This is a genomic window from Escherichia sp. KTE52 (assembly GCF_000408325.1).
GTDB classification, from domain to species: domain Bacteria; phylum Pseudomonadota; class Gammaproteobacteria; order Enterobacterales; family Enterobacteriaceae; genus Escherichia; species Escherichia marmotae.
On the sequence record NZ_KE138676.1, the window covers coordinates 731849 to 751944 of the forward strand.

Consider the following 20096-nt stretch of genomic DNA (forward strand, 5'->3'; position numbering starts at 1 on the left):
CGCGGATCAACCTGTTCTTCCGGCTCGGCGTTAGCCTGCTGCTGTTCCAGTTTACGCGCTTTGGCGCGGGCAATAGCGGCCTCGACGGCAGCCTTGCGCGGATCAGCAACGGTCGTTGCGTCGTTGATCTGTTGTAATTCTGCCTGCTTCGCTCTGGCTTGCGCTTTACGCGCTTCCCGTGCTGCAATAATTGCGCTGTTATCCGGACGTTCGCCAGCTTTGATCACAATAGGCTGCGTGGCCTGGGCCTGCTTCTCTTTCACACGTGCCAGTGCGGCAGCAATCGCGTCTTTGTCTTTGGCTGCAGGTTGTACCGCCGCGCTCTTATGTCGTTCAAGACGCGCGGCTTTTTCGCGCTCCAGACGTGCCTGACGGGCTTCAAAACGCGCTTTTGCTTCTGCGGCGCGTTTCTCTTCCTGACGAATGGCGGCAATTTCTGCTTTTTCCTGACGGAAATATTGCACCAGTGGAATGTTGCTCGGGCAAACCCAGGCGCAGGCCCCACATTCAATACAGTCGGCAATGTTGTGCGCGGTGGCTTTATCGTGCTGCTGACCTTTGCTGAACCAGTACAACTGTTGCGGCAGAAGATCGGCAGGGCAGGCGTCAGCACAGGCGCTACAGCGGATGCAGCTTTGTTCTTCCTGCGGTTCACCGAGTTCACTGGCCGACGGCGCCAGCAGGCAGTTAGTGATTTTGACGACCGGCACATCCAGCCATGGCAATGTAAAGCCCATTAGCGGGCCGCCCATAATCACCATTTGATCAGCAGAAGGACGGAATCCGGCATCATCCAATAAATGACGCACAGGTGTACCCAGTCGCGCCCAGACGTTGCCCGGACGTGCAATGGCTTCACCAGTCAGCGTCACCACGCGCTCGGTAATGGGCTCGCCATCGATAACAGCGCGTTTCACCGCGTAAGCGGTGCCGACGTTTTGCATTAACACACCGATATCTGATGAACGGCCGCCGTGTGGCACCTGCTTCCCGGTCAGGATGTACGTTAACTGTTTGGCACCGCCGGAAGGATATTTAGTTGGAATAACCCGTAGAGCGATATCGCGGGAGTCTGCCAGCACTGCGCGCAGCATGGAAATCGCCTGTGGTTTGTTATCTTCAATACCGATAAGAATTTCGCGCGGTTGTAGGATATGCGCAAGAATGCGAATGCCTTCCACCACCTGAGCGGCGCAATCCTGCATCAGACGGTCATCGGCGGTAATATACGGTTCGCACTCGGCAGCATTGATAATCAAGGTTTCGATTTTATCGCCGCCACCCTGCAATTTAACACCCGTAGGGAAGCCCGCCCCCCCCAGCCCGGCGACGCCAAACTGATGAATACGTTCAATTAACTCTTCCCGGCTACGTGAGCGGTAATCGCTCCAGCCGTCACGTGGGATCCAGCAGTCTTCACCATCAGCATCAATAATCACGCTTAACTCAGCTAATGCTGAAGGATGAGCCGTAGAGTGGGGGGCAATAGCTGTAACGGTGCCGGAGGTTGGTGCGTGAACTGGCAGCATTTTGCCGCGACCGCGAGTGAGTGGCTGACCGCGCAGCACTTTATCCCCGACGCTAACACACAGCTCACCTTCAGCGCCAATATGTTGCTTCAGCGGAATGACAAATCGCTGCGCCAGTGGCACCTGGCGTAGAGGCGTACCGTTGGACTGGGTTTTCATTTCTGGTGGATGAATACCGCCGTTGAAGTCCCAGATTTTATTTTTTTTGAAAGCAGAAAATAACTTAAACATGGTGTTCCACGGGAATGATGCGCACGGGAATGGTGTTCAGATCCCATTTCCAGGAGTCAGGCGTTTCTGCGACCGGTTGTAAGGAGATGCAGTGCGTAGGGCATGGGTCAACGCAAAGATTGCAGCCCGTGCACAGATCGCTCATCACTGTATGCATTGCGCGGGTAGCGCCAACAATGGCGTCTACCGGACACGCCTGAATGCACTTAGTGCAGCCAATACAGTTATTTTCATCAATAACTGCCACCATGCGCGCAGGCGTCAACTCTTGCGCTTCGCCATCCAGCGGCTGTGGCTCGACATTAAGCAACTCGGCAATTTTCAACATCACAGCTTCGCCACCAGGTGCGCAGCGGTTGATTTTTTCGCCATTACAACTGATGGCTTCCGCATACGGACGACAGCCTGGATAACCGCACTGACCACACTGGCTTTGCGGTAAAATTTCGTCAATTTTCTCAACGACCGGATCGTCTTCCACCGCAAAACGGCGGGAGGCATAACCCAGAATGGCGCCAAACACCAGGCCCAGCAGGCTCACGGCGGCAACGGCAATCCAGATAGCATTCATTACAACTTCACCAAACCACTAAAGCCCATAAAGGCCAGAGACATAAGACCCGCAGTAATCAGCGCAATGGCATTACCACGAAAAGGGGCCGGAACATCGGCCACAGCAAGACGTTCGCGAATGGCGGCAAAAAGCACCATCACCAGCGAGAAGCCGACAGCAGCAGAAAAACCGTACAGCGCCGACTGCAAGAAATTGTGCCCGAGGTTGATATTCAGCAACGCTACGCCGAGCACCGCACAGTTGGTGGTGATAAGCGGCAGAAAAATCCCGAGTAGCCGATAAAGTACCGGGCTGGTTTTACGCACCACCATCTCGGTGAACTGCACGACTACGGCAATCACCAGAATAAACGCCAGGGTGCGCAGGTAAATCAGATTGAGTGGGATTAAAATCCACGTGTCGATAAGCCAGGCGCAAATAGACGCCAGCGTCATCACAAATGTTGTTGCCAGCCCCATGCCCATCGCGGTTTCCAGCTTTTTGGAAACCCCCATAAACGGACAGAGACCCAGAAACTTGACCAGTACAAAGTTATTGACCAGTACAGTTCCGACAAACAGTAACAGGTAGTCAGTCATTTTTCGGCCTGAAATAAAAAAGCCGCCTATTATCCGTTAATCCAGAGCAGGCGACAACAGGTTAACTGTAAGGTTATTACGGATTCACAAACGTCGCTTTCACCCGCGACGAGCGTTTGAAATAGGGGACGATCAATGCAGTTGCCAACAAAGTAAACAGCAACTGGCGAACGGCTACACCATCTTCAACCGGAGAAAACGCGAAGGCTTTAACTGCCAGTAATACGGAAATCAGTAGCCAGATAATATAATGTTTAGGAACACAACGCCGACGTTTAAAGAAAGCGATGGTTAACCACAGTGTGTAATACCACATAGCGATGGCGGTAATAAACGAAACGCCCCATGAGATTTGCGTTGTCAGGGATTGTTCGCTGAGCGTTTTAAATGTTTGAGGAGAAGATAACGCTGCGGAGTACAGCAACAGCGCCAGCGTCGTACTCAGTAAGGCAACTAACAGCCAGGCTAACGGGCCAAGCAACCAGCCTCCAATACGTTGTGGCGTTGTGGTGGTCATAAGTTCTCCAGAATAGCGACAGCAAACGGGCAAATCTAATTTTAGGGGCGTCATTATAAAGCTTTTATAACCGATCGCTACTTTCTTTATTGAACGTAGTGCCAGACCGATTTCGGAACCTGCCCGAGGTCAAACAAACGCCCGCCAGAAACCAGCTCTGCTCGGCGGTGATCGGCTGCACGATACATATTTATAATATCCTGATCGTCCGTCAGGGTGTAATTAAGATGATCGTAGAGTTTTTCCAGGCTTTCGAGTGAATTGATTTTACGAAATTTTAATAAGTATTCCTGAGCTGTCATAAAAGATCCATTAAATAACTAATACCAAAGTGGTAGGCATTATATGTAATGATAAAATCTCACCATAGGTGAACGTTAAAGCAATAATAAGAATGTGCTGATGGCAAATAATTCTGGGATGAAATACTGCTAATAAAAGAGTAACGCGCTTTACTATCCCTGACAATCGTCAACAACACCGTGCAAAATAATAAATTCCTGGTTTAAATACCCGACAAGTCAAAACATGCACCCGGACGGGCTGCATGTTGCCCTGCAAACGCAGAGATTACTTGTGTTGTACCGGAGTACTCTGTTCAGGCGGCTGGTAGTTGTCAATGTGACTCGCCACGCCAAGAAGAATGACTGAAACGATAAGAACGATCCAACCTGTTAATTCAATAAGACGATTCATTACTGCCCACATCTATGTTGATTGATCCATTAACTAAGGCCGTAAATGTTACTTAGCAATAATTGCTCCAGCAAGATTTTTACTGATGTTTTTGCGATATTTATCTTTTGCCTTCAGAAAATTCGCTCTTTTTTTGACTTAAGTTAAATAACCCCCCGTATTGCAGGCAGGTTATTAAACTGTTGAGAGAGGGTAAAGGATAGTGTCAAATAGCATCATACTTCAATGAGAGGCAATGACATGAGCGACAACATCCGTGTTGGGTTGATTGGGTACGGTTATGCGAGCAAAACCTTCCATGCTCCCCTGATTGCGGGCACGCCCGGGCTGGAGCTGGCGGTGATCTCCAGCAGTGACGAAACAAAAGTGAAGGCTGATTGGCCAACAGTTACGGTTGTCTCTGAACCGAAGCATCTCTTTAATGATCCTAATATTGACCTGATTGTCATTCCTACGCCCAACGATACCCATTTTCCGTTAGCAAAAGCGGCACTGGAAGCGGGTAAACATGTTGTTGTTGATAAGCCTTTCACCGTGACACTGTCACAAGCTCGGGAGCTGGATGCTCTGGCAAAGAGTCTTGGGCGCGTGTTGTCAGTGTTTCATAACCGTCGCTGGGATAGCGATTTCCTGACGCTAAAAGGTTTGCTCGCGGAAGGCTTGCTGGGGGAAGTGGCTTACTTTGAGTCTCATTTCGACCGCTTCCGTCCACAGGTGCGCGATCGCTGGCGTGAACAGGGCGGCCCCGGTAGCGGTATCTGGTACGATTTAGCGCCGCATTTGCTCGATCAGGCTATTACGCTGTTTGGCTTACCCGTCAGCATGACCGTAGATTTAGCACAGTTACGCCCGGGAGCGCAGTCGACAGATTATTTCCACGCCATTTTGTCCTACCCACAGCGGCGGGTCATTTTACACGGCACTATGTTGGCGGCAGCAGAGTCGGCACGCTATATCGTTCATGGTTCTCGCGGCAGCTACGTTAAGTATGGACTCGATCCACAGGAAGAGCGGCTGAAAAATGGCGAACGTTTGCCGCAGGAAGATTGGGGCTATGATATGCGTGACGGCGTACTTACCCGTGTTGAAGGTGAGGAACGCGTCGAAGAAACACTGCTGACGGTGCCGGGAAATTATCCGGCTTACTACGCTGCTATTCGTGATGCGTTGAATGGTGACGGAGAAAATCCGGTGCCGGCAAGTCAGGCGATTCAGGTGATGGAACTCATTGAACTTGGTATCGAATCCGCCAAACATCGCGCGACGCTGTGCCTGGCGTGATAATCGATTTTTGGAGCCGGATAAAGCGACTACACTGCATCCGGCGATGAATTCAAATGCCTGATACGACGCTTACGCGCCTTATCAGGCATGTTCTTACTTCGTAGTCACTTTTTCTCTCAGAGCACGTTTCTCATCGGCGCTCAAAAACGCCATTTCCAGACCGTTAATCTGCGCCTGGCGAATTTTCTCGCGAGATAAACCCGCAGCGGGTGCGGCGACGGTATATTCGTGAATGATATCTACGCCCTGAACCCCCGGATCATCAGTGTTAATGCTGGCGCAAATACCATGCTCAAGGAACGTTTTCAGTGGATGTGCCACCAGAGAGGCTACGGTACTGGTCTGAATATTTGAGGTCAGACAGGATTCAATACCAATTTGCTGTTCGGCAAGAAAATCCATCAGCGCCCGATCTTCAATGGCTTTTACGCCATGTCCAATACGTTCCGCCCCCAGTTCACGAATAGCCTGCCAGATGCTTTCCGAGCCAGCAGCTTCACCTGCATGAACAGTAATATGCCAACCCGCATCACGTGCGCGATTGAAGTGAGAAAGGAACAGACTCCCCGGGAAACCAAGTTCATCACCGGCTAAATCCAGCGCGGTAATCTGGTCACGGTGGGCTAAAAATGCCTCCAGTTCTTGCTGGCAGGCGGCTTCGCCAAAGGTTCGACTCATAATGCCGATAAGATTCGCCTGCACACCAAAAGTGCGGCAACCTTCACGCACGCCATCAATGACGGCTTCAACCACGCCCGCAACAGGCAACTGATGCGTCATCGCCATGTAGCCTGGCGAAAAACGTAGTTCGACATAGTGCAGGCCGTTTCGAGCGGCATCTTCAATATTTTCAAATGCCACGCGACGGCAGGCATCAAGAGAAGCGAGAACTTTAACGCCCCAGTCAAGTTTGCTCAGGAAGCTGACCAGATCGGGTTCGTTGGCGATGACCTGAACGTGGGGGATCAGCGTTTCCAGCGATTGTGCAGGAAGTGAAATATTATACTGGCGGCCAAGTTCAAGGATGGTCTGGGGACGAATGTTGCCATCAAGGTGGCGATGGATATCAGTTAATGGCAGGGTGGTATCAATCATGGTCGCACTCTTTTTCTGGATATAAAAGTGCGCACCATTATAAAAACAAAGCAGGGTAAAAATCTACGATTGCGCAACGATTATTTGCGTTGCGCAATCGCAATCAACGTACAGTGCGGATGGCGTTAATTAATCCGGCGACACCTTTTTCCAGTTTCGAACGAGGGCATCCGGCATTGAGACGAACAAAGCCACGGCCTTCTTCGCCGTAGGTATATCCCGGCATGATCGCCACTTTTTCTTGCTCAATCAGGACTTTTTGCAGTGCATTGTCATCAATGTTCAGAGGCCGTAAATCAAGCCAGGCGAGATAAGTGGATTGTGGGGGCTGCCAGTTGAGTTCCGGGAACGCGGCGTTCATTGTATTGGCGATATACCTCAGATTGTCTTTCAGATAGACACGTAAGGCATCCAGCCACGCTGCGCCTTGCTGATAGGCGGCGATATGTGCTGTTAATGCCAGTACAGAAGGGGAGGAAAGCCCATCACGACCTTTCAGTGCTGATAAATACGTCTCGCGGCTCTCGCTGTTTTCAATGATACCGTAAGCTCCGGTCAGGGCAGGAATATTGAAACTTTTCGAACCAGAAGTCAGCAGCGCCCAGTCTCCGCGCGCCACGTTGCTCCAGGGAATATGTGGTTGCTCATCCCATACCATATCCATATGGATTTCATCGGAGATAACGCGTACACCATAGCGTTCGCAAAGGTCTGCCATTATCTCCAGTTCATCGCAAGTCCAGACTTTACCCGTGGGGTTCTGCGGGCTACACAGGAGCATAATTTTACATTCTGGTTTCGCCAGTACAGCTTCCAGTTTTGCCATATTGCAAAACCAACCGTCCTCCCGCTTCTCTAAAGCAACGGGCATCACGGTGCGCTGATTACCTTCAATGGCTTTGTAAAATGCGTCGTAAGCGGGGGTATGGATCATCACGCCTTCACCGACGGCAGACCACTGGCGAATCAATTCCGACACCATATAGATAACAGAAGGGCCATAAACCACCGACTGCGTATCAATGGCGGTGTTATGTTGGGTGGAAAACCAGTGGGCAATTGCCGCGAGAAACTCATCGTTTTTCCAGCGGCTGTAGCCAAACACACCGTGCATCAGGCGCTGATTCAGCGCCTCGATAATGCAGGGTGCGGTGGCAAAATCCATGTCTGAAATCGTGAACGGCAGCAGATCCGCAGAGCCGAAACGGTCAGCGACATAGTCCCATTGTGTACACCATGTTCCATGACGATCCACGACCTTTGAAAAATCGAACATATTTTATCCTTATGCCTGAACAGTGCGCATCAAACCGGCCATTTCATCTTTTACCGATTGAACTTGCGGCCCAATAACAACCTGCAGGTTATGTTGATTCAATTGAACTACGCCAATTGCCCGATTGTCCTTCAGCGCCTGCACATTCACAAGCGACATATCTTTCACAGACAAACGCAGGCGAGTAATACAGTTATCAAGGCTGACAATATTGTCGGCACCACCCAGGGCTTCGAGGATTGCCGGAACGTTGTAACCTGATTTACCCGGCGTACCGACAACGGCTTTTTCGATTGAGCTGGCGATTTCACTGTCGCGTCCCGGTGTTTTCAGATTGAAGCGGGTGATAGCGAAACGGAAGATGACGTAGTAAACAACAAACCAAATTGCCGCCACCACTGGCACCATGTACCACTTAGTCGACAGACCATGCAAAATACCGAATACCACAAAGTCGATGATATTACCGTCGGTATTACCGATGGTGACACCGAGAACGGACATGACAGTGAAGCCGAGGCCGGTTAACAGTGCGTGGATGACATACAGGACTGGCGCAACGAACAGGAACAGGAACTCCAGCGGTTCTGTGGTGCCGCCAACGACACAGGCGATCAGGCCAGAAATCAGCAGGCCTTTAATTTTATGGCGATTTTCCGGGCGTGCGCAGTGATACATGGCTAATGCCGCACCAGGCAGGCCGCCGAGGAAGGCAGGCATTTTTCCCTGGGAGAGGAAACGCGTAGCGCTTTCAGAGAAACCGTGTGTGGTCGGGCAGCTTAATTGCGCCTGGAAGATAGTCAGCGCGCCGCTTACGGTTTGACCGCAGACTTCCTGCGTGCCGCCCGCATCAGTAAAGCGAATTAATGCCACCAGAATGTGATGCAGACCAAACGGCAACAGCAGACGTTCGCCAGTACCAAACAGCATCGGTCCGAAATCGCCTGCGCTATTGATCATATGACCTAATCCACTAATGCCCATAGCAAATATCGGCCAGACTAACGGAATTACCAGACCGACAAGTCCCATCACCAGTGAGGAGATAATGGGCACGAAGCGGGTGCCGCCGAAGAACGCCAGCGCATCTGGCAGGCGGATATTATGGAAACGCTCATGCAGCATCCAGACAATGATACCGGCGATCACTGCACCGAGGATCCCGGTGTCGATCGACTGGATCCCAAGAATACTCTGGATATTATTGGCTTTCAGAACGGCTGCATCGGTGGTTGGTAGAATGCCTTTATTGGTCAACCAGAAGTTAACCGCAAGGTTCATGACCGCGTAACCGACAAAACCCGCGAATGCTGCAACACCTTTGTTTTCACGCGCCAGCCCGAGTGGGATTGCAATACAGAACATCACTGGCAGAAAGCTAAAAGCAAACGAGCCAACCTTACTCATCCAGGTAAAGATGGCCTGCAACACGGGGTTACCCAATGCCGGGATTAGGGTGATGACATCGTGGCTGCTAAGGGAACTGCCAATTCCGAGCATAATGCCGCAGAACGACAATAACGCCACGGGTAACATAAAGGTTTTGCCTAACTGCTGGAAGAATTCCCACAGCGTGACTTTCGGTGCTGCTTTCGCCGTCATAAAACGACTCCTTGTTGAGAACAGTCTGGATTCAATAAATTGCGCGAGAAGATAAAACGTTTTATCAAATTTTAGTGAGGCATAAATCACATTACGCAACGATAATAGCGGGTATAAGATAAATTAAAGGTAAAACGTTTTATCTGTCACATAATCAGGGAGTAGGTCATCTGCATGGCTACCGCCAAAAAAATCACCATTCATGATGTTGCGCTGGCTGCGGGCGTGTCAGTCAGTACCGTTTCGCTGGTGCTTAGTGGCAAAGGGCGAATATCTGCCGCCACGGGAGAACGGGTTAACGCGGCCATTGAAGAGTTAGGCTTTGTGCGAAATCGCCAGGCATCTGCGCTGCGCGGCGGGCAGAGTGGCGTAATTGGCTTAATTGTGCGCGACTTATCTTCGCCGTTTTACGCTGAATTAACGGCCGGGCTGACAGAGGCACTGGAAGCACAGGGGCGGATGGTTTTTTTGCTCCACGGCGGTAAAGATGGCGAGCAACTGGCCCAGCGATTTTCACTGCTACTGAATCAGGGTGTCGATGGTGTGGTGATTGCCGGTGCGGCAGGAAGCAGTGATGACCTGCGGCGCATGGCAGAAGAAAAAGACATCCCAGTGATTTTTGCATCCCGTGCCAGCTATCTTGAAGATGTGGATACTGTTCGCCCGGATAACATGCAGGCAGCGCAGTTATTGACGGAACACCTTATTCGCAATGGGCATCAGCGTATCGCCTGGCTGGGAGGGCAAAGTTCCTCTTTAACCCGCGCGGAACGAGTGGGTGGATATTGCGCAACACTATTAAAATTTGGTCTGCCGTTTCACAGCGATTGGGTACTGGAATGTTCTTCCAGCCAGAAGCTGGCTGCGGAAGCTATAACGGCGCTTTTGCGCCATAACCCGACCATCAGCGCGGTGGTGTGCTACAACGAAACCATTGCGATGGGCGCGTGGTTTGGTTTACTGAAAGCAGGGCGGCAAAGCGGCGAAAGCGGGGTCGATCGTTATTTTGAGCAACAGGTTTCATTAGCGGCATTTACTGATGTAACGCAAACTGCTCTTGATGATTTTCCGATTGTCTGGGCCTGCACACCTGCGCGGGAACTGGGCTTTACGCTTGCCGATCGCATGATGCAAAAAATCAGTCACGAAGAGAATCACTCTCGAAATCTGATTATCCCCGCGCGGCTCATTACGGCGAAATAATCTCTCTTTATCTGCTATACCTGGTAGTGTCTTTTCCCCGAGGTTAATGATAAAAAATGTGGCACACAGGCGGTGCCTTTTAATTTATTTACTGAAGTTCACAGGAGGTTTATGTGTTTAATTCTGACAACCTGAGACTCGACGGAAAATGCGCCATCATCACCGGTGCGGGTGCTGGTATTGGTAAAGAAATTGCCATTACATTCGCGACAGCAGGTGCATCTGTGGTGGTCAGTGATATTAATGCCGATGCAGCAAATCATGTTGTTGATGAGATTCAACAGCTTGGTGGACAGGCATTTGCCTGGCGTTGTGATATTACTTCCGAACAGGAATTATCTGCTCTGGCAGACTTTGCCATCAGTAAGTTGGGCAAAGTGGATATTCTGGTTAACAACGCGGGTGGCGGTGGTCCTAAACCGTTTGATATGCCAATGGCGGATTTCCGCCGCGCTTATGAACTGAATGTGTTTTCTTTTTTCCATCTGTCACAACTCATTGCGCCAGAAATGGAAAAAAATGGCGGAGGCGTTATTCTGACTATCACTTCTATGGCTGCAGAAAATAAAAATAAAAACATGACTTCCTATGCGTCATCTAAAGCTGCGGCCAGTCATCTGGTGAGAAATATGGCATTTGATCTGGGTGAAAAAAATATTCGGGTGAATGGCATTGCGCCGGGGGCAATATTAACTGATGCTCTAAAATCCGTTATTACGCCAGAAATTGAACAAAAAATGTTGCAGCACACGCCAATCAGACGTCTGGGTCAACCGCAAGATATTGCTAACGCGGCGCTGTTTCTGTGTTCACCTGCTGCCAGTTGGATAAGCGGGCAAATACTCACCGTATCCGGCGGTGGGGTACAGGAGCTTAATTAATCGCTAGCAGGCCGGTAAACAACTGAGTGAGTGTTGTTTACCGGTACAGCGAGTTCAGCAGTGAAAAAACGCCAGAAAACTGGTAACCAGGTTATGTTCATTGGTTGACCAATTATCGTGTGAATAGTAAACGAATCGGGTGTGCCTTCGCACTATTCAACAGCAATGATAGGCGCTCACCTGACAACGCGGTAAACTAGTTATTCATGCTAACTATATTGGTTTAACGATGGATAACATGCAGACTGAAGCACAACCGACACGGACCCGGATCCTCAATGCTGCCAGAGAGATTTTTTCAGAAAATGGATTTCACAGTGCCTCGATGAAAGCCATCTGTAAATCCTGCGGTATAAGTCCCGGGACGCTTTACCACCATTTCATTTCTAAAGAAGCCTTGATTCAGGCAATTATCCTCCAGGATCAGGAGAGGGCGCTGGCCCGCTTCCGGGACCCTATCGAAGGGATTCATTTTGTAGAATATATGGTCGAGTCGATAGTCTCCCTGACGCATGAAGCCTTTGCCCAGCGGGCGCTGGTGGTAGAGATTATGGCGGAAGGAATGCGCAATCCGCAGGTTGCCGCTATGCTCAGGAATAAGCATCTGACAATCACCGAATACATCGCCCAGCGTATGCGCGATGCCCAGCAAAAAGGTGAGATAAGTCCTGACATTAACACGGCGATGACCTCTCGTTTATTGCTGGATCTGACCTATGGCGTACTGGCCGACATCGAAGCCGAAGACCTGGCGGGTGACGCGTCATTTGCCCAGGGATTACGTGCGATGATTGGCGGTATTTTAACCGCATCCTGATATCTTCTTGCCGCGGGCCGGTGACCACTGCGCCCGCATTTAATGTCCTTAACAGCACCATACCAAAACGTTCTCGCCTGATCGCAAAATCCCGTTAACACATACACCACAACCATATGTCACGGAAATTTAGCGTTTTAAATCACTCGAACGAGCGTTCGGTTGCTTATTTTGCAGCTTCTGTCAACGTTGTTTTAGAGATTAATGCGATCCATGTCACGCTGTGGGTATTGCAGTTTTTGGTTTTTTGATCGCGGTGTCAGTTCTTTTTATTTCCATTTCTCTTCCGTGGGTTTCTCACAGATAACTGTTTGCATTGCTTAATTGGTTAACTAATCAAATTAAAGGTTGACCAGTATTTTTATCTTAATGAGGAGTCCCTTATGTTACGTCCTGTAGAAACCCCAACCCGTGAAATCAAAAAACTCGACGGTCTGTGGGCATTCAGCCTGGATCGCGAAAACTGTGGAAATGATCAGCGTTGGTGGGAAAGCACGTTGCAAGAGAGTCGGGCGATTGCCGTACCAGGCAGTTTTAACGATCAGTTTGCTGATGCGGATATTCGTAATTATGTGGGCAATGTCTGGTATCAGCGCGAAGTCTTTATACCCAAAGGTTGGGCGGGCCAGCGTATCGTGCTGCGTTTCGATGCGGTCACTCATTACGGCAAAGTGTGGGTTAATAATCAGGAAGTGATGGAGCATCAGGGCGGCTATACGCCGTTTGAAGCCGATGTTACTCCATATGTGATTGCCGGAAAAAGTGTGCGTATCACCGTTTGTGTGAACAATGAGCTGAACTGGCAGACTATCCCGCCGGGAATGGTGATTACCGACGAAAACGGCAAGAAAAAGCAGTCTTATTTCCATGATTTCTTTAACTACGCCGGGATCCACCGCAGCGTAATGCTCTATACCACGCCGAACACCTGGGTGGACGATATCACCGTGGTGACGCATGTAGCGCAAGACTGCAACCACGCTTCCATTGACTGGCAGGTGGTGGCCAATGGTGATATCAGCGTCGAACTGCGTGATGCTGATCAGCAGGTTGTCGCAGCCGGACAAGGTCACAGCGGAACCTTGCAAGTGGTGAACCCGAATCTCTGGCAACCCGGTGATGGGTATCTCTATGAACTGTGCGTCACCGCAAAAAGCCAGACAGAGTGCGACATCTATCCACTGCGCGTCGGTATCCGCTCGGTGGCAGTAAAGGGTGAACAGTTCCTGATCAACCACAAACCGTTCTACTTCACTGGCTTTGGTCGTCATGAAGATGCGGATTTGCGTGGCAAGGGATTCGATAACGTGCTGATGGTGCACGATCACGCATTGATGGACTGGATTGGTGCCAACTCTTACCGCACCTCGCATTACCCTTACGCTGAAGAGATGCTCGACTGGGCTGACGAACATGGCATTGTGGTGATTGATGAAACTGCCGCCGTCGGCTTTAACCTTTCTTTAGGAATTGGTTTCGAAGCGGGCAACAAACCGAAAGAACTGTACAGCGAAGAGGCGGTCAATGGGGAAACCCAGCAGGCGCACTTACAGGCGATTAAAGAACTGATTGCGCGTGACAAAAACCACCCAAGCGTGGTGATGTGGAGCATTGCCAATGAACCAGATACCCGCCCGCAAGGTGCCCGGGAATATTTCGCGCCACTGGCAGAAGCAACGCGTAAACTCGACCCGACACGACCGATCACCTGCGTCAATGTGATGTTCTGCGACGCTCACACCGATACCATCAGCGATCTCTTTGATGTGCTGTGTCTGAACCGTTATTACGGCTGGTATGTCCAAAGCGGCGATCTGGAGACGGCAGAAAAGGTACTGGAAAAAGAACTGCTTGCGTGGCAGGAGAAACTGCATCAGCCGATTATCATCACCGAATACGGGGTGGATACGTTAGCCGGTCTGCACTCGATGTACACCGATATGTGGAGTGAAGAGTATCAGTGCGCGTGGCTGGATATGTATCACCGCGTCTTTGACCGTGTTAGTGCTGTCGTTGGTGAACAGGTATGGAACTTCGCTGATTTTGCGACTTCGCAGGGCATTCTGCGCGTTGGCGGTAACAAGAAAGGGATTTTCACTCGTGACCGCAAACCAAAATCGGCGGCTTTCTCGCTGCAAAAACGCTGGACTGGCATGAATTTCGGTGAAAAACCGCAGCAGGGAGGCAAAAAATGAATCAACAACTCTCATGGCGCACCATCGTCGGCTACAGCCTCGGTGACGTTGCCAATAACTTCGCCTTCGCCATGGGGGCGCTCTTCCTGTTGAGTTACTACACCGACGTCGCTGGCGTCGGTGCCGCTGCGGCGGGCACCATGCTATTACTGGTGCGGGTATTCGATGCTTTTGCTGACGTCTTCGCCGGACGGGTGGTAGACAGCGTAAATACCCGTTGGGGCAAATTCCGCCCCTTCTTGCTGTTCGGCACTGCACCGTTAATGATCTTCAGCGTGCTGGTTTTCTGGGTGCCGACCGACTGGAGTCATAGCAGCAAAGTGGTGTATGCATATTTGACTTATATGGGGCTGGGGCTTTGTTACAGCCTGGTCAATATACCTTATGGTTCACTGGCAACTGCCATGACCCAACAACCACAATCCCGCGCCCGTCTGGGCGCGGCTCGCGGGATTGCCGCTTCGCTGACCTTTGTCTGCCTGGCTTTTCTGATTGGCCCGAGCATTAAGCACTCCAGCCCGGAGGAGATGGTGTCGGTATACCATTTCTGGACGATTACCCTGGCGATTGCCGGGATGGTGCTTTACTTCATTTGCTTTAAATCGACGCGCGAGAATGTAGTGCGTATCGTGGCGCAGCCGTCATTGAAGATCAGCCTGCAAACGCTGAAACGGAATCGTCCGCTGTTTATGTTGTGCATTGGCGCGCTATGCGTGCTGATCTCGACCTTCGCGGTCAGTGCTTCGTCGTTGTTCTACGTGCGCTATGTACTGAATGATGCCGGGTTGTTTACTGTGCTGGTGTTGGTGCAAAACCTGGTCGGCACAGTGGCATCGGCACCGCTGGTGCCGGGAATGGTTGCCAGAATCGGTAAAAAGAATACCTTCCTGATTGGCGCTCTGCTGGGAACTTGTGGTTATTTGCTGTTCTTCTGGGTTTCAGTCTGGTCGCTGCCGGTGGCACTGATCGCGTTAGCCATCGCTTCAGTGGGTCAGGGCGTTACCATGACGGTGATGTGGGCGCTGGAGGCCGATACTGTAGAATATGGTGAATACCTGACCGGCGTACGCATTGAAGGGCTTACCTATTCATTATTCTCATTTACCCGAAAATGTGGACAGGCAATAGGGGGTTCAATTCCCGCCTTTATTTTGGGATTAAGCGGATATATTGCGAATCAGGCACAAACGCCGGAAGTTATTATGGGGATCCGCACATCAATTGCCTTAGTCCCTTGCGGATTTATGCTACTGGCATTCGTTATAATTTGGTTTTATCCGCTGATTGATAAAAAATTCAAAGAAATTGTGGTCGAAATTGATAATCGTAAAAAAATGCAGCAGCAATTAATCAGCGATATCACTAATTAATATCTTATAAAAATAATCAGAACATCAAAGGTGCAACTATGAGAAAAATAGTGGCCATGGCCGTTATTTCCCTGACGGCTGCCTCTGGCCTTACCTCCGCTTACGCTGCACAACTGGCTGACGATGAAGCGGGACTACGAATCAGACTGAAAAATGAATTGCGCCGGGCTGACAAGCCCAGTGCTGGCGCGGGAAGAGATATTTACGCATGGGTGCAAGGAGGATTGCTCGATTTTAATAGCGGTTATTACGCTAATATTATTGGCGTCGAAGGTGGAGCCTATTATGTTTATAAATTAGGTGCTCGTGCTGATATGAGTACCCGATGGTATCTTGATGGCGATAAAAGTTTTGGCTATGCATTGGGGGCGGTAAAAATAAAACCGAGTGAAAAGAGTTTACTTAAATTAGGTCGTTTCGGGACAGATTATAGTTATGGTAGTTTACCTTATCGTATTCCGTTAATTGCTGGCAGTTCGCAACGTACATTACCGACCGTTTCTGAAGGAGCATTAGGTTATTGGGCTTTAACGCCCAATATTGAACTGTGGGGAATGTGGCGCTCCCGGGTATTTTTATGGACTGATTCAACAACCGGTATCCGTGATGAAGGTGTTTATAACAGCCAGACCGGAAAATACGATAAACATCGCGCTCGTTCTTTTTTAGCTGCCAGTTGGCATGATGATACCAGCCGTTATTCTTTGGGGGCATCGGCACAGAAAGATGTTTCTAATCAGCTACAAACTATTTTTGAGAAAAGCATTTCGCTCGCCCGGGATTATGCGCTGAAAGGGGAGTTGCTCGGCTTTTATGCGCAACTGGAAGGCTTAAGTCGTAACACCAACCAGCCCAATGAAACGGCGCTGGTTAGCGGCCAACTGACGTGGAGCGCGCCGTGGGGAAGCGTGTTTGGTAGCGGTGGTTATCTGCGTCATGCGATGAACGGAGCCGTGGTGGACACCGATATTGGTTATCCTTTCTCGTTAAGTCTTGATCGTAACCGGGAAGGTATGCAGTCCTGGCAATTGGGTGTCAATTATCGTTTAACCCCGCAATTTACGCTGACATTGGCACCGATTGTGACTCGCGGCTATGAATCCAGTAAACGAGATGTGCGGATTGAAGGCGCAGGTATCTTAGGCGGTATGAACTATCGGGTCAGCGAAGGGCCGCTACAAGGGATGAATTTCTTTCTTGCAGCCGATAAAGGACGGGAAAAGCGCGATGGTAGTACGCTGGGCAATCGCCTGAATTACTGGGATGTGAAAATGAGTATTCAGTATGACTTTATGTTGAAGTGAAAAAACGCCGGAGAGAAAACTCTCCGGCGTTTTGGCTGTGAATTACTGTTGCGGGATGGCCGGTACAGCCGGAACGGTAAGTGCTGGCATCGCAAACATACCGACAAAATCTTCCAGCGACATTTTCTGACCATTCAACGTGATCTGACCGTTAGCATATTGCAGGCTGGTGGTGATGGCATTGTCCTGCAAGGTGGTCAGACGGAACATCTGGCCCATTGCTGATGCACCTTCAACTTGCTGTTTCGCCAGCTTTTTAGCTTGATCTTCCTGATAGCCTTCCAGCTTCGCCACCTGAGTCATCAGTTCGGTTGCCATATCGACCGGAATGGTCAGTTTTGCATCCAGAGATTTAACCGAGCGATCAACTTCCTGCGCCAGTGTTTGCGGCGCTTCTTTAGTCGCTGCCGGATCTTTCAGGAACAGCGACAAATTCAGCGCGCTTTCACCCTGACTGTTTTTCCAGCTTAACGGCGCAATCGTAATTACCGGATCGCCTTTTAACATCAGCGGCAGGGCGCTAAAGAAGGCTTCCGTCACTTTCTCCTGATAAAGTTCGGCATTGTTGGCAATCTCTGGCTGTGCCAGTAACGCCTGTGTTTGCGCGTTATATTGCTGGCTAAACTGATGCCAGGCTTCACCGTCAATCTGACCGACTTTTAAAGTCAGCTTGCCGCTGCCCAGATCCTGATTCTGTACCTTCAGGCTGTTTAGCGAGTAATCCAGTTGGCTATTGATCGTTTTACCGTCATTAACCAGGTCTGATTTACCACTGATCTCCATGCCTTCCAACAGAGCCAGTTCTTTGCCTTCCACTGAAATGGTCATTTTTTCCAGCGACAGTTTTTGGTTACCCACGCGCTCACCGAAACTTGCCAGCGTGCTGGAACCATCGGTTTTCAGATTATTAAAGGTCAACTGCACTTTCTGGTTGTATTCGTTAACTGCATCGACCCGACCGCTTTGCGCCTCCCCGGAAAGGGAGATGGCTTTACCGTCTCGGTCAGCATTTAACTGGAACTCACCGCCGCTAAAGGCGACTTTTTCATCTTTTTTCTCGTAATTCAGTGGCTTGAGCGAGATATCTGAACTGGAATCGCCGCTGTAACCGATGCGAGAGTTAATCTCAAAAGGTGTATCTCCTTTTGCCATATCAAACAGTGGCTTGCTCACAGCGTTATTGACCAGCGTGGTTTGAATCGACGCCATCGACGGGATCAAATTCAGTTTTTTAAGCTGGGCCAGAGGGAAGGGACCGTGGTCAACAGATTCATTGAAGATGACGCTCTGGCCACTTTTAATCCACGGATTTTCTTTCCCGGCGATGGGCTTCACCACTAATTGCAACTGGCTGCTGAACACGCCGCGATGATAGTTTTGATAACTCACTTCCAGGTTGGATTCAGGAGCTGTCAGTTTGAGTTGCGCGTTCGCCTGTGCGACCATGTCTTCGAGATGGGTTTCAATCTTCTTGCCTGTGTACCATGCGCCGCCTGTCCAGACTACGCCGAGCGCAACAATGACGCCTACCGCTACCAGCGATTTATTCATAATGATTATCCATAAATGAAATCAGGCGGACTGGCCGCCTGAAGTGTTATAAGCCTTTAATAAGCTTAGCAAGAGATGTTAATTATTTCAGTAAGCTCTTACAGCTTGTTGTAAACACGCGCTAAACGTCCGTGGCCTTTCACCGTCACCGGCGACTCATTGGCGGCAATAAATGCGGACTCACCCGGTTTAAGCGCTAACTGTTGAGAACCTTTACCCAGTGTTGCTTCGCCTTCAACGCAGAACAAAATGGCGGCACTTTGCTGGCTGATGGTAGTTTCTTCATCGCTAAGGTCATGCAGCGAGAAAGCAAAATCATCAACCGGAATCGGGAAGTCCAGCTCTGCACCTTGTTTCACCGGCTGGGTCAGCAACTGGCTGGCCGGTTTGGCTTCAAACTTAACGTTGGCAACCAGCTCCGGAATATCAATATATTTTGGCGTCAGACCCGCACGCAGCACGTTATCGGAGTTCGCCATCACTTCCAGCGCCACGCCTTGCAGGTAGGCGTGTGGTGTTTCTGCGAACAGGAACATCGCTTCACCAGGGTTCAGTTTTACCACATTCAGTAACAGTGGGGAGAACAGGCCGCTGTCATCCGGGTAAAATTCAGCAATTAAACGAATCGTTTGCCACGGCTCACCCTGTTGGCTGTCGAGCGCCGATTTCAAAATCGCCAGCGCGCGGGATTTCTCTTCACCCTGCATATTCAACAGGCTGGCGAACAGTTCGCTTAAACGTTCGGCATTGGGCTGCTGTAAAAAATGAGCAATCGCCGGATGCGCGCCCGCGACGGGCTGGAGCAGGGAAACAATCTCGGAAAACTCACGAAACGCGTTCATCGCGAGGAAAGGGGTCAGGGCAAAAACCAGCTCTGGCTTGTGGTTAGGATCTTTATAGTTACGCTCGGCGGCATCCATTGGAATGCCGGCGGCATTTTCTTTGGCAAAACCGATTTCAGAATTGCGTTTATTCGGATGAACCTGAATGGAGAGCGGCTGGGCTGCGCATAACACTTTGAACAGGAAAGGCAGTTCGCCAAAGCGCCTGGCAACGGCATCTCCCAGCAGAGTTGATTTATCACCCTCAATCACATCACGCAGTGAAACGATATCTCCGGCGGCATTGTGCACACGTGAACTGCTCTTCGGATGTGCGCCCATCCACAATTCAGCCATCGGCTGGTTGGATGGATTTTCCATGCCATAAAGTTCAGTCAGTGCCGTTTTGCTTCCCCAGGCATAGTTTTGCACTGAGTTAATAAGCTTTTGCATGATCAATCCCTGTTTGAATGTGGAAATTAATCCCGCTATTAAAGCAAGAATCCTACGGGAAGTAACCTGGAGCCGCAAAAAGTCGTACTAGTCTCAGTTTTTGTTAAAAAAGTGTGTAG

General features: G+C 50.2%; 18 protein-coding genes. 7 read left to right on the plus strand and 11 right to left on the minus strand.

Annotation, left to right across the window (positions count from 1 at the left end; genetic code table 11):
- From rsxC to blr, 6 genes are all read right to left on the minus strand, one after another.
- The coding region (gene rsxC, locus A1SC_RS17555) for an electron transport complex subunit RsxC (RefSeq protein ID WP_016261994.1) at positions 1–1760 on the minus strand (1760 nt) is incomplete at its 3' end.
- Entirely contained in the window at positions 1753–2331 is a 579-nt protein-coding gene (rsxB, locus tag A1SC_RS17550; protein ID WP_000991825.1) for an electron transport complex subunit RsxB, read from the minus strand. The genes rsxC and rsxB, both read right to left, overlap by 8 nt.
- The gene (rsxA, locus tag A1SC_RS17545) at positions 2331–2912 is read right to left on the minus strand and encodes an electron transport complex subunit RsxA (protein WP_000133193.1); all 582 of its coding nucleotides are present in this window, start codon (positions 2910–2912) and stop codon (positions 2331–2333) included. Before rsxA ends, rsxB begins: the two co-directional genes overlap by 1 nt.
- Before the next feature lie 76 nt (positions 2913–2988).
- Positions 2989–3429 (minus strand): DUF2569 domain-containing protein, encoded by a 441-nt coding sequence (locus tag A1SC_RS17540; RefSeq protein ID WP_001516338.1) that lies wholly within the window; start codon positions 3427–3429, stop codon positions 2989–2991.
- A gap of 86 nt (positions 3430–3515) precedes the next feature.
- Entirely contained in the window at positions 3516–3731 is a 216-nt protein-coding gene (gene ydgT / locus A1SC_RS17535) for a transcription modulator YdgT (protein ID WP_000126621.1), read from the minus strand.
- A 268-nt stretch (positions 3732–3999) separates the two neighbouring features.
- A complete protein-coding gene (gene blr / locus A1SC_RS0121310) occupies positions 4000–4125 on the minus strand; it encodes a division septum protein Blr (RefSeq protein WP_032141301.1) in 126 nt (41 codons plus the stop codon).
- Positions 4126–4365: 240 nt separating this feature from the next.
- Here blr and A1SC_RS17530 point away from each other — a divergent pair, with 240 nt between their 5' ends.
- The gene (locus A1SC_RS17530) at positions 4366–5406 is read left to right on the plus strand and encodes an oxidoreductase (protein WP_001282501.1); all 1041 of its coding nucleotides are present in this window, start codon (positions 4366–4368) and stop codon (positions 5404–5406) included.
- A gap of 96 nt (positions 5407–5502) precedes the next feature.
- Here the strand turns inward: A1SC_RS17530 and add are convergent, their stop codons facing one another.
- The 3 genes from add to malX all read right to left on the minus strand — a co-directional run bounded on the left by add (position 5503) and on the right by malX (position 9382).
- The gene (add, locus tag A1SC_RS17525; protein ID WP_016261995.1) at positions 5503–6504 is read right to left on the minus strand and encodes an adenosine deaminase; all 1002 of its coding nucleotides are present in this window, start codon (positions 6502–6504) and stop codon (positions 5503–5505) included.
- Positions 6505–6607: 103 nt separating this feature from the next.
- The gene (locus A1SC_RS17520) at positions 6608–7780 is read right to left on the minus strand and encodes a MalY/PatB family protein (RefSeq protein ID WP_001516339.1); all 1173 of its coding nucleotides are present in this window, start codon (positions 7778–7780) and stop codon (positions 6608–6610) included.
- A gap of 9 nt (positions 7781–7789) precedes the next feature.
- Entirely contained in the window at positions 7790–9382 is a 1593-nt protein-coding gene (malX, locus tag A1SC_RS17515) for a PTS maltose transporter subunit IICB (protein ID WP_001516340.1), read from the minus strand.
- Between the two features lie 174 nt (positions 9383–9556).
- Between malX and malI the strand changes: the two genes are divergently transcribed.
- The 6 genes from malI to uidC all read left to right on the plus strand — a co-directional run bounded on the left by malI (position 9557) and on the right by uidC (position 17152).
- Entirely contained in the window at positions 9557–10585 is a 1029-nt protein-coding gene (gene malI, locus A1SC_RS17510; RefSeq protein WP_001516341.1) for a mal regulon transcriptional regulator MalI, read from the plus strand.
- A 113-nt stretch (positions 10586–10698) separates the two neighbouring features.
- On the plus strand, positions 10699–11466 hold the full coding sequence (hdhA, locus tag A1SC_RS17505; protein ID WP_000483368.1) for a 7-alpha-hydroxysteroid dehydrogenase: 768 nt from the start codon (positions 10699–10701) through the stop codon (positions 11464–11466).
- Between the two features lie 229 nt (positions 11467–11695).
- Positions 11696–12283: a DNA-binding transcriptional regulator UidR gene (gene uidR / locus A1SC_RS17500; protein ID WP_000369704.1), complete on the plus strand. Its 588-nt coding sequence runs from the start codon at positions 11696–11698 to the stop codon at positions 12281–12283.
- A gap of 383 nt (positions 12284–12666) precedes the next feature.
- A complete protein-coding gene (uidA, locus tag A1SC_RS17495; RefSeq protein ID WP_001516343.1) occupies positions 12667–14478 on the plus strand; it encodes a beta-glucuronidase in 1812 nt (603 codons plus the stop codon).
- On the plus strand, positions 14475–15848 hold the full coding sequence (uidB, locus tag A1SC_RS17490; RefSeq protein ID WP_016261996.1) for a glucuronide transporter: 1374 nt from the start codon (positions 14475–14477) through the stop codon (positions 15846–15848). The genes uidA and uidB overlap by 4 nt, the downstream gene beginning before the upstream one ends.
- A gap of 38 nt (positions 15849–15886) precedes the next feature.
- On the plus strand, positions 15887–17152 hold the full coding sequence (gene uidC / locus A1SC_RS17485; protein WP_016248681.1) for a glucuronide uptake porin UidC: 1266 nt from the start codon (positions 15887–15889) through the stop codon (positions 17150–17152).
- A gap of 42 nt (positions 17153–17194) precedes the next feature.
- Here uidC and A1SC_RS17480 read toward each other — a convergent pair whose 3' ends face one another.
- The gene (locus A1SC_RS17480) at positions 17195–18703 is read right to left on the minus strand and encodes a YdgA family protein (RefSeq protein ID WP_001043387.1); all 1509 of its coding nucleotides are present in this window, start codon (positions 18701–18703) and stop codon (positions 17195–17197) included.
- Positions 18704–18801: 98 nt separating this feature from the next.
- The gene (gene manA / locus A1SC_RS17475) at positions 18802–19977 is read right to left on the minus strand and encodes a mannose-6-phosphate isomerase (protein ID WP_016261997.1); all 1176 of its coding nucleotides are present in this window, start codon (positions 19975–19977) and stop codon (positions 18802–18804) included.
- Between the last annotated feature and the right edge of the window lie 119 nt (positions 19978–20096).

Bases quoted from the DNA above. Each gene is read 5' to 3' on its own strand.
- rsxB (WP_000991825.1), bottom strand. From the start codon at position 2,331: ATGAATGCTATCTGGATTGCCGTTGCCGCCGTGAGCCTGCTGGGCCTG.
- rsxA (WP_000133193.1), bottom strand. From the start codon at position 2,912: ATGACTGACTACCTGTTACTGTTTGTCGGAACTGTACTGGTCAATAAC.
- A1SC_RS17540 (WP_001516338.1), bottom strand. From the start codon at position 3,429: ATGACCACCACAACGCCACAACGTATTGGAGGCTGGTTGCTTGGCCCG.
- ydgT (WP_000126621.1), bottom strand. From the start codon at position 3,731: ATGACAGCTCAGGAATACTTATTAAAATTTCGTAAAATCAATTCACTC.
- blr (WP_032141301.1), bottom strand. From the start codon at position 4,125: ATGAATCGTCTTATTGAATTAACAGGTTGGATCGTTCTTATCGTTTCA.
- A1SC_RS17530 (WP_001282501.1), top strand. From the start codon at position 4,366: ATGAGCGACAACATCCGTGTTGGGTTGATTGGGTACGGTTATGCGAGC.
- add (WP_016261995.1), bottom strand. From the start codon at position 6,504: ATGATTGATACCACCCTGCCATTAACTGATATCCATCGCCACCTTGAT.
- A1SC_RS17520 (WP_001516339.1), bottom strand. From the start codon at position 7,780: ATGTTCGATTTTTCAAAGGTCGTGGATCGTCATGGAACATGGTGTACA.
- malX (WP_001516340.1), bottom strand. From the start codon at position 9,382: ATGACGGCGAAAGCAGCACCGAAAGTCACGCTGTGGGAATTCTTCCAG.
- malI (WP_001516341.1), top strand. From the start codon at position 9,557: ATGGCTACCGCCAAAAAAATCACCATTCATGATGTTGCGCTGGCTGCG.
- uidR (WP_000369704.1), top strand. From the start codon at position 11,696: ATGGATAACATGCAGACTGAAGCACAACCGACACGGACCCGGATCCTC.
- uidA (WP_001516343.1), top strand. From the start codon at position 12,667: ATGTTACGTCCTGTAGAAACCCCAACCCGTGAAATCAAAAAACTCGAC.
- uidB (WP_016261996.1), top strand. From the start codon at position 14,475: ATGAATCAACAACTCTCATGGCGCACCATCGTCGGCTACAGCCTCGGT.
- uidC (WP_016248681.1), top strand. From the start codon at position 15,887: ATGAGAAAAATAGTGGCCATGGCCGTTATTTCCCTGACGGCTGCCTCT.
- A1SC_RS17480 (WP_001043387.1), bottom strand. From the start codon at position 18,703: ATGAATAAATCGCTGGTAGCGGTAGGCGTCATTGTTGCGCTCGGCGTA.
- manA (WP_016261997.1), bottom strand. From the start codon at position 19,977: ATGCAAAAGCTTATTAACTCAGTGCAAAACTATGCCTGGGGAAGCAAA.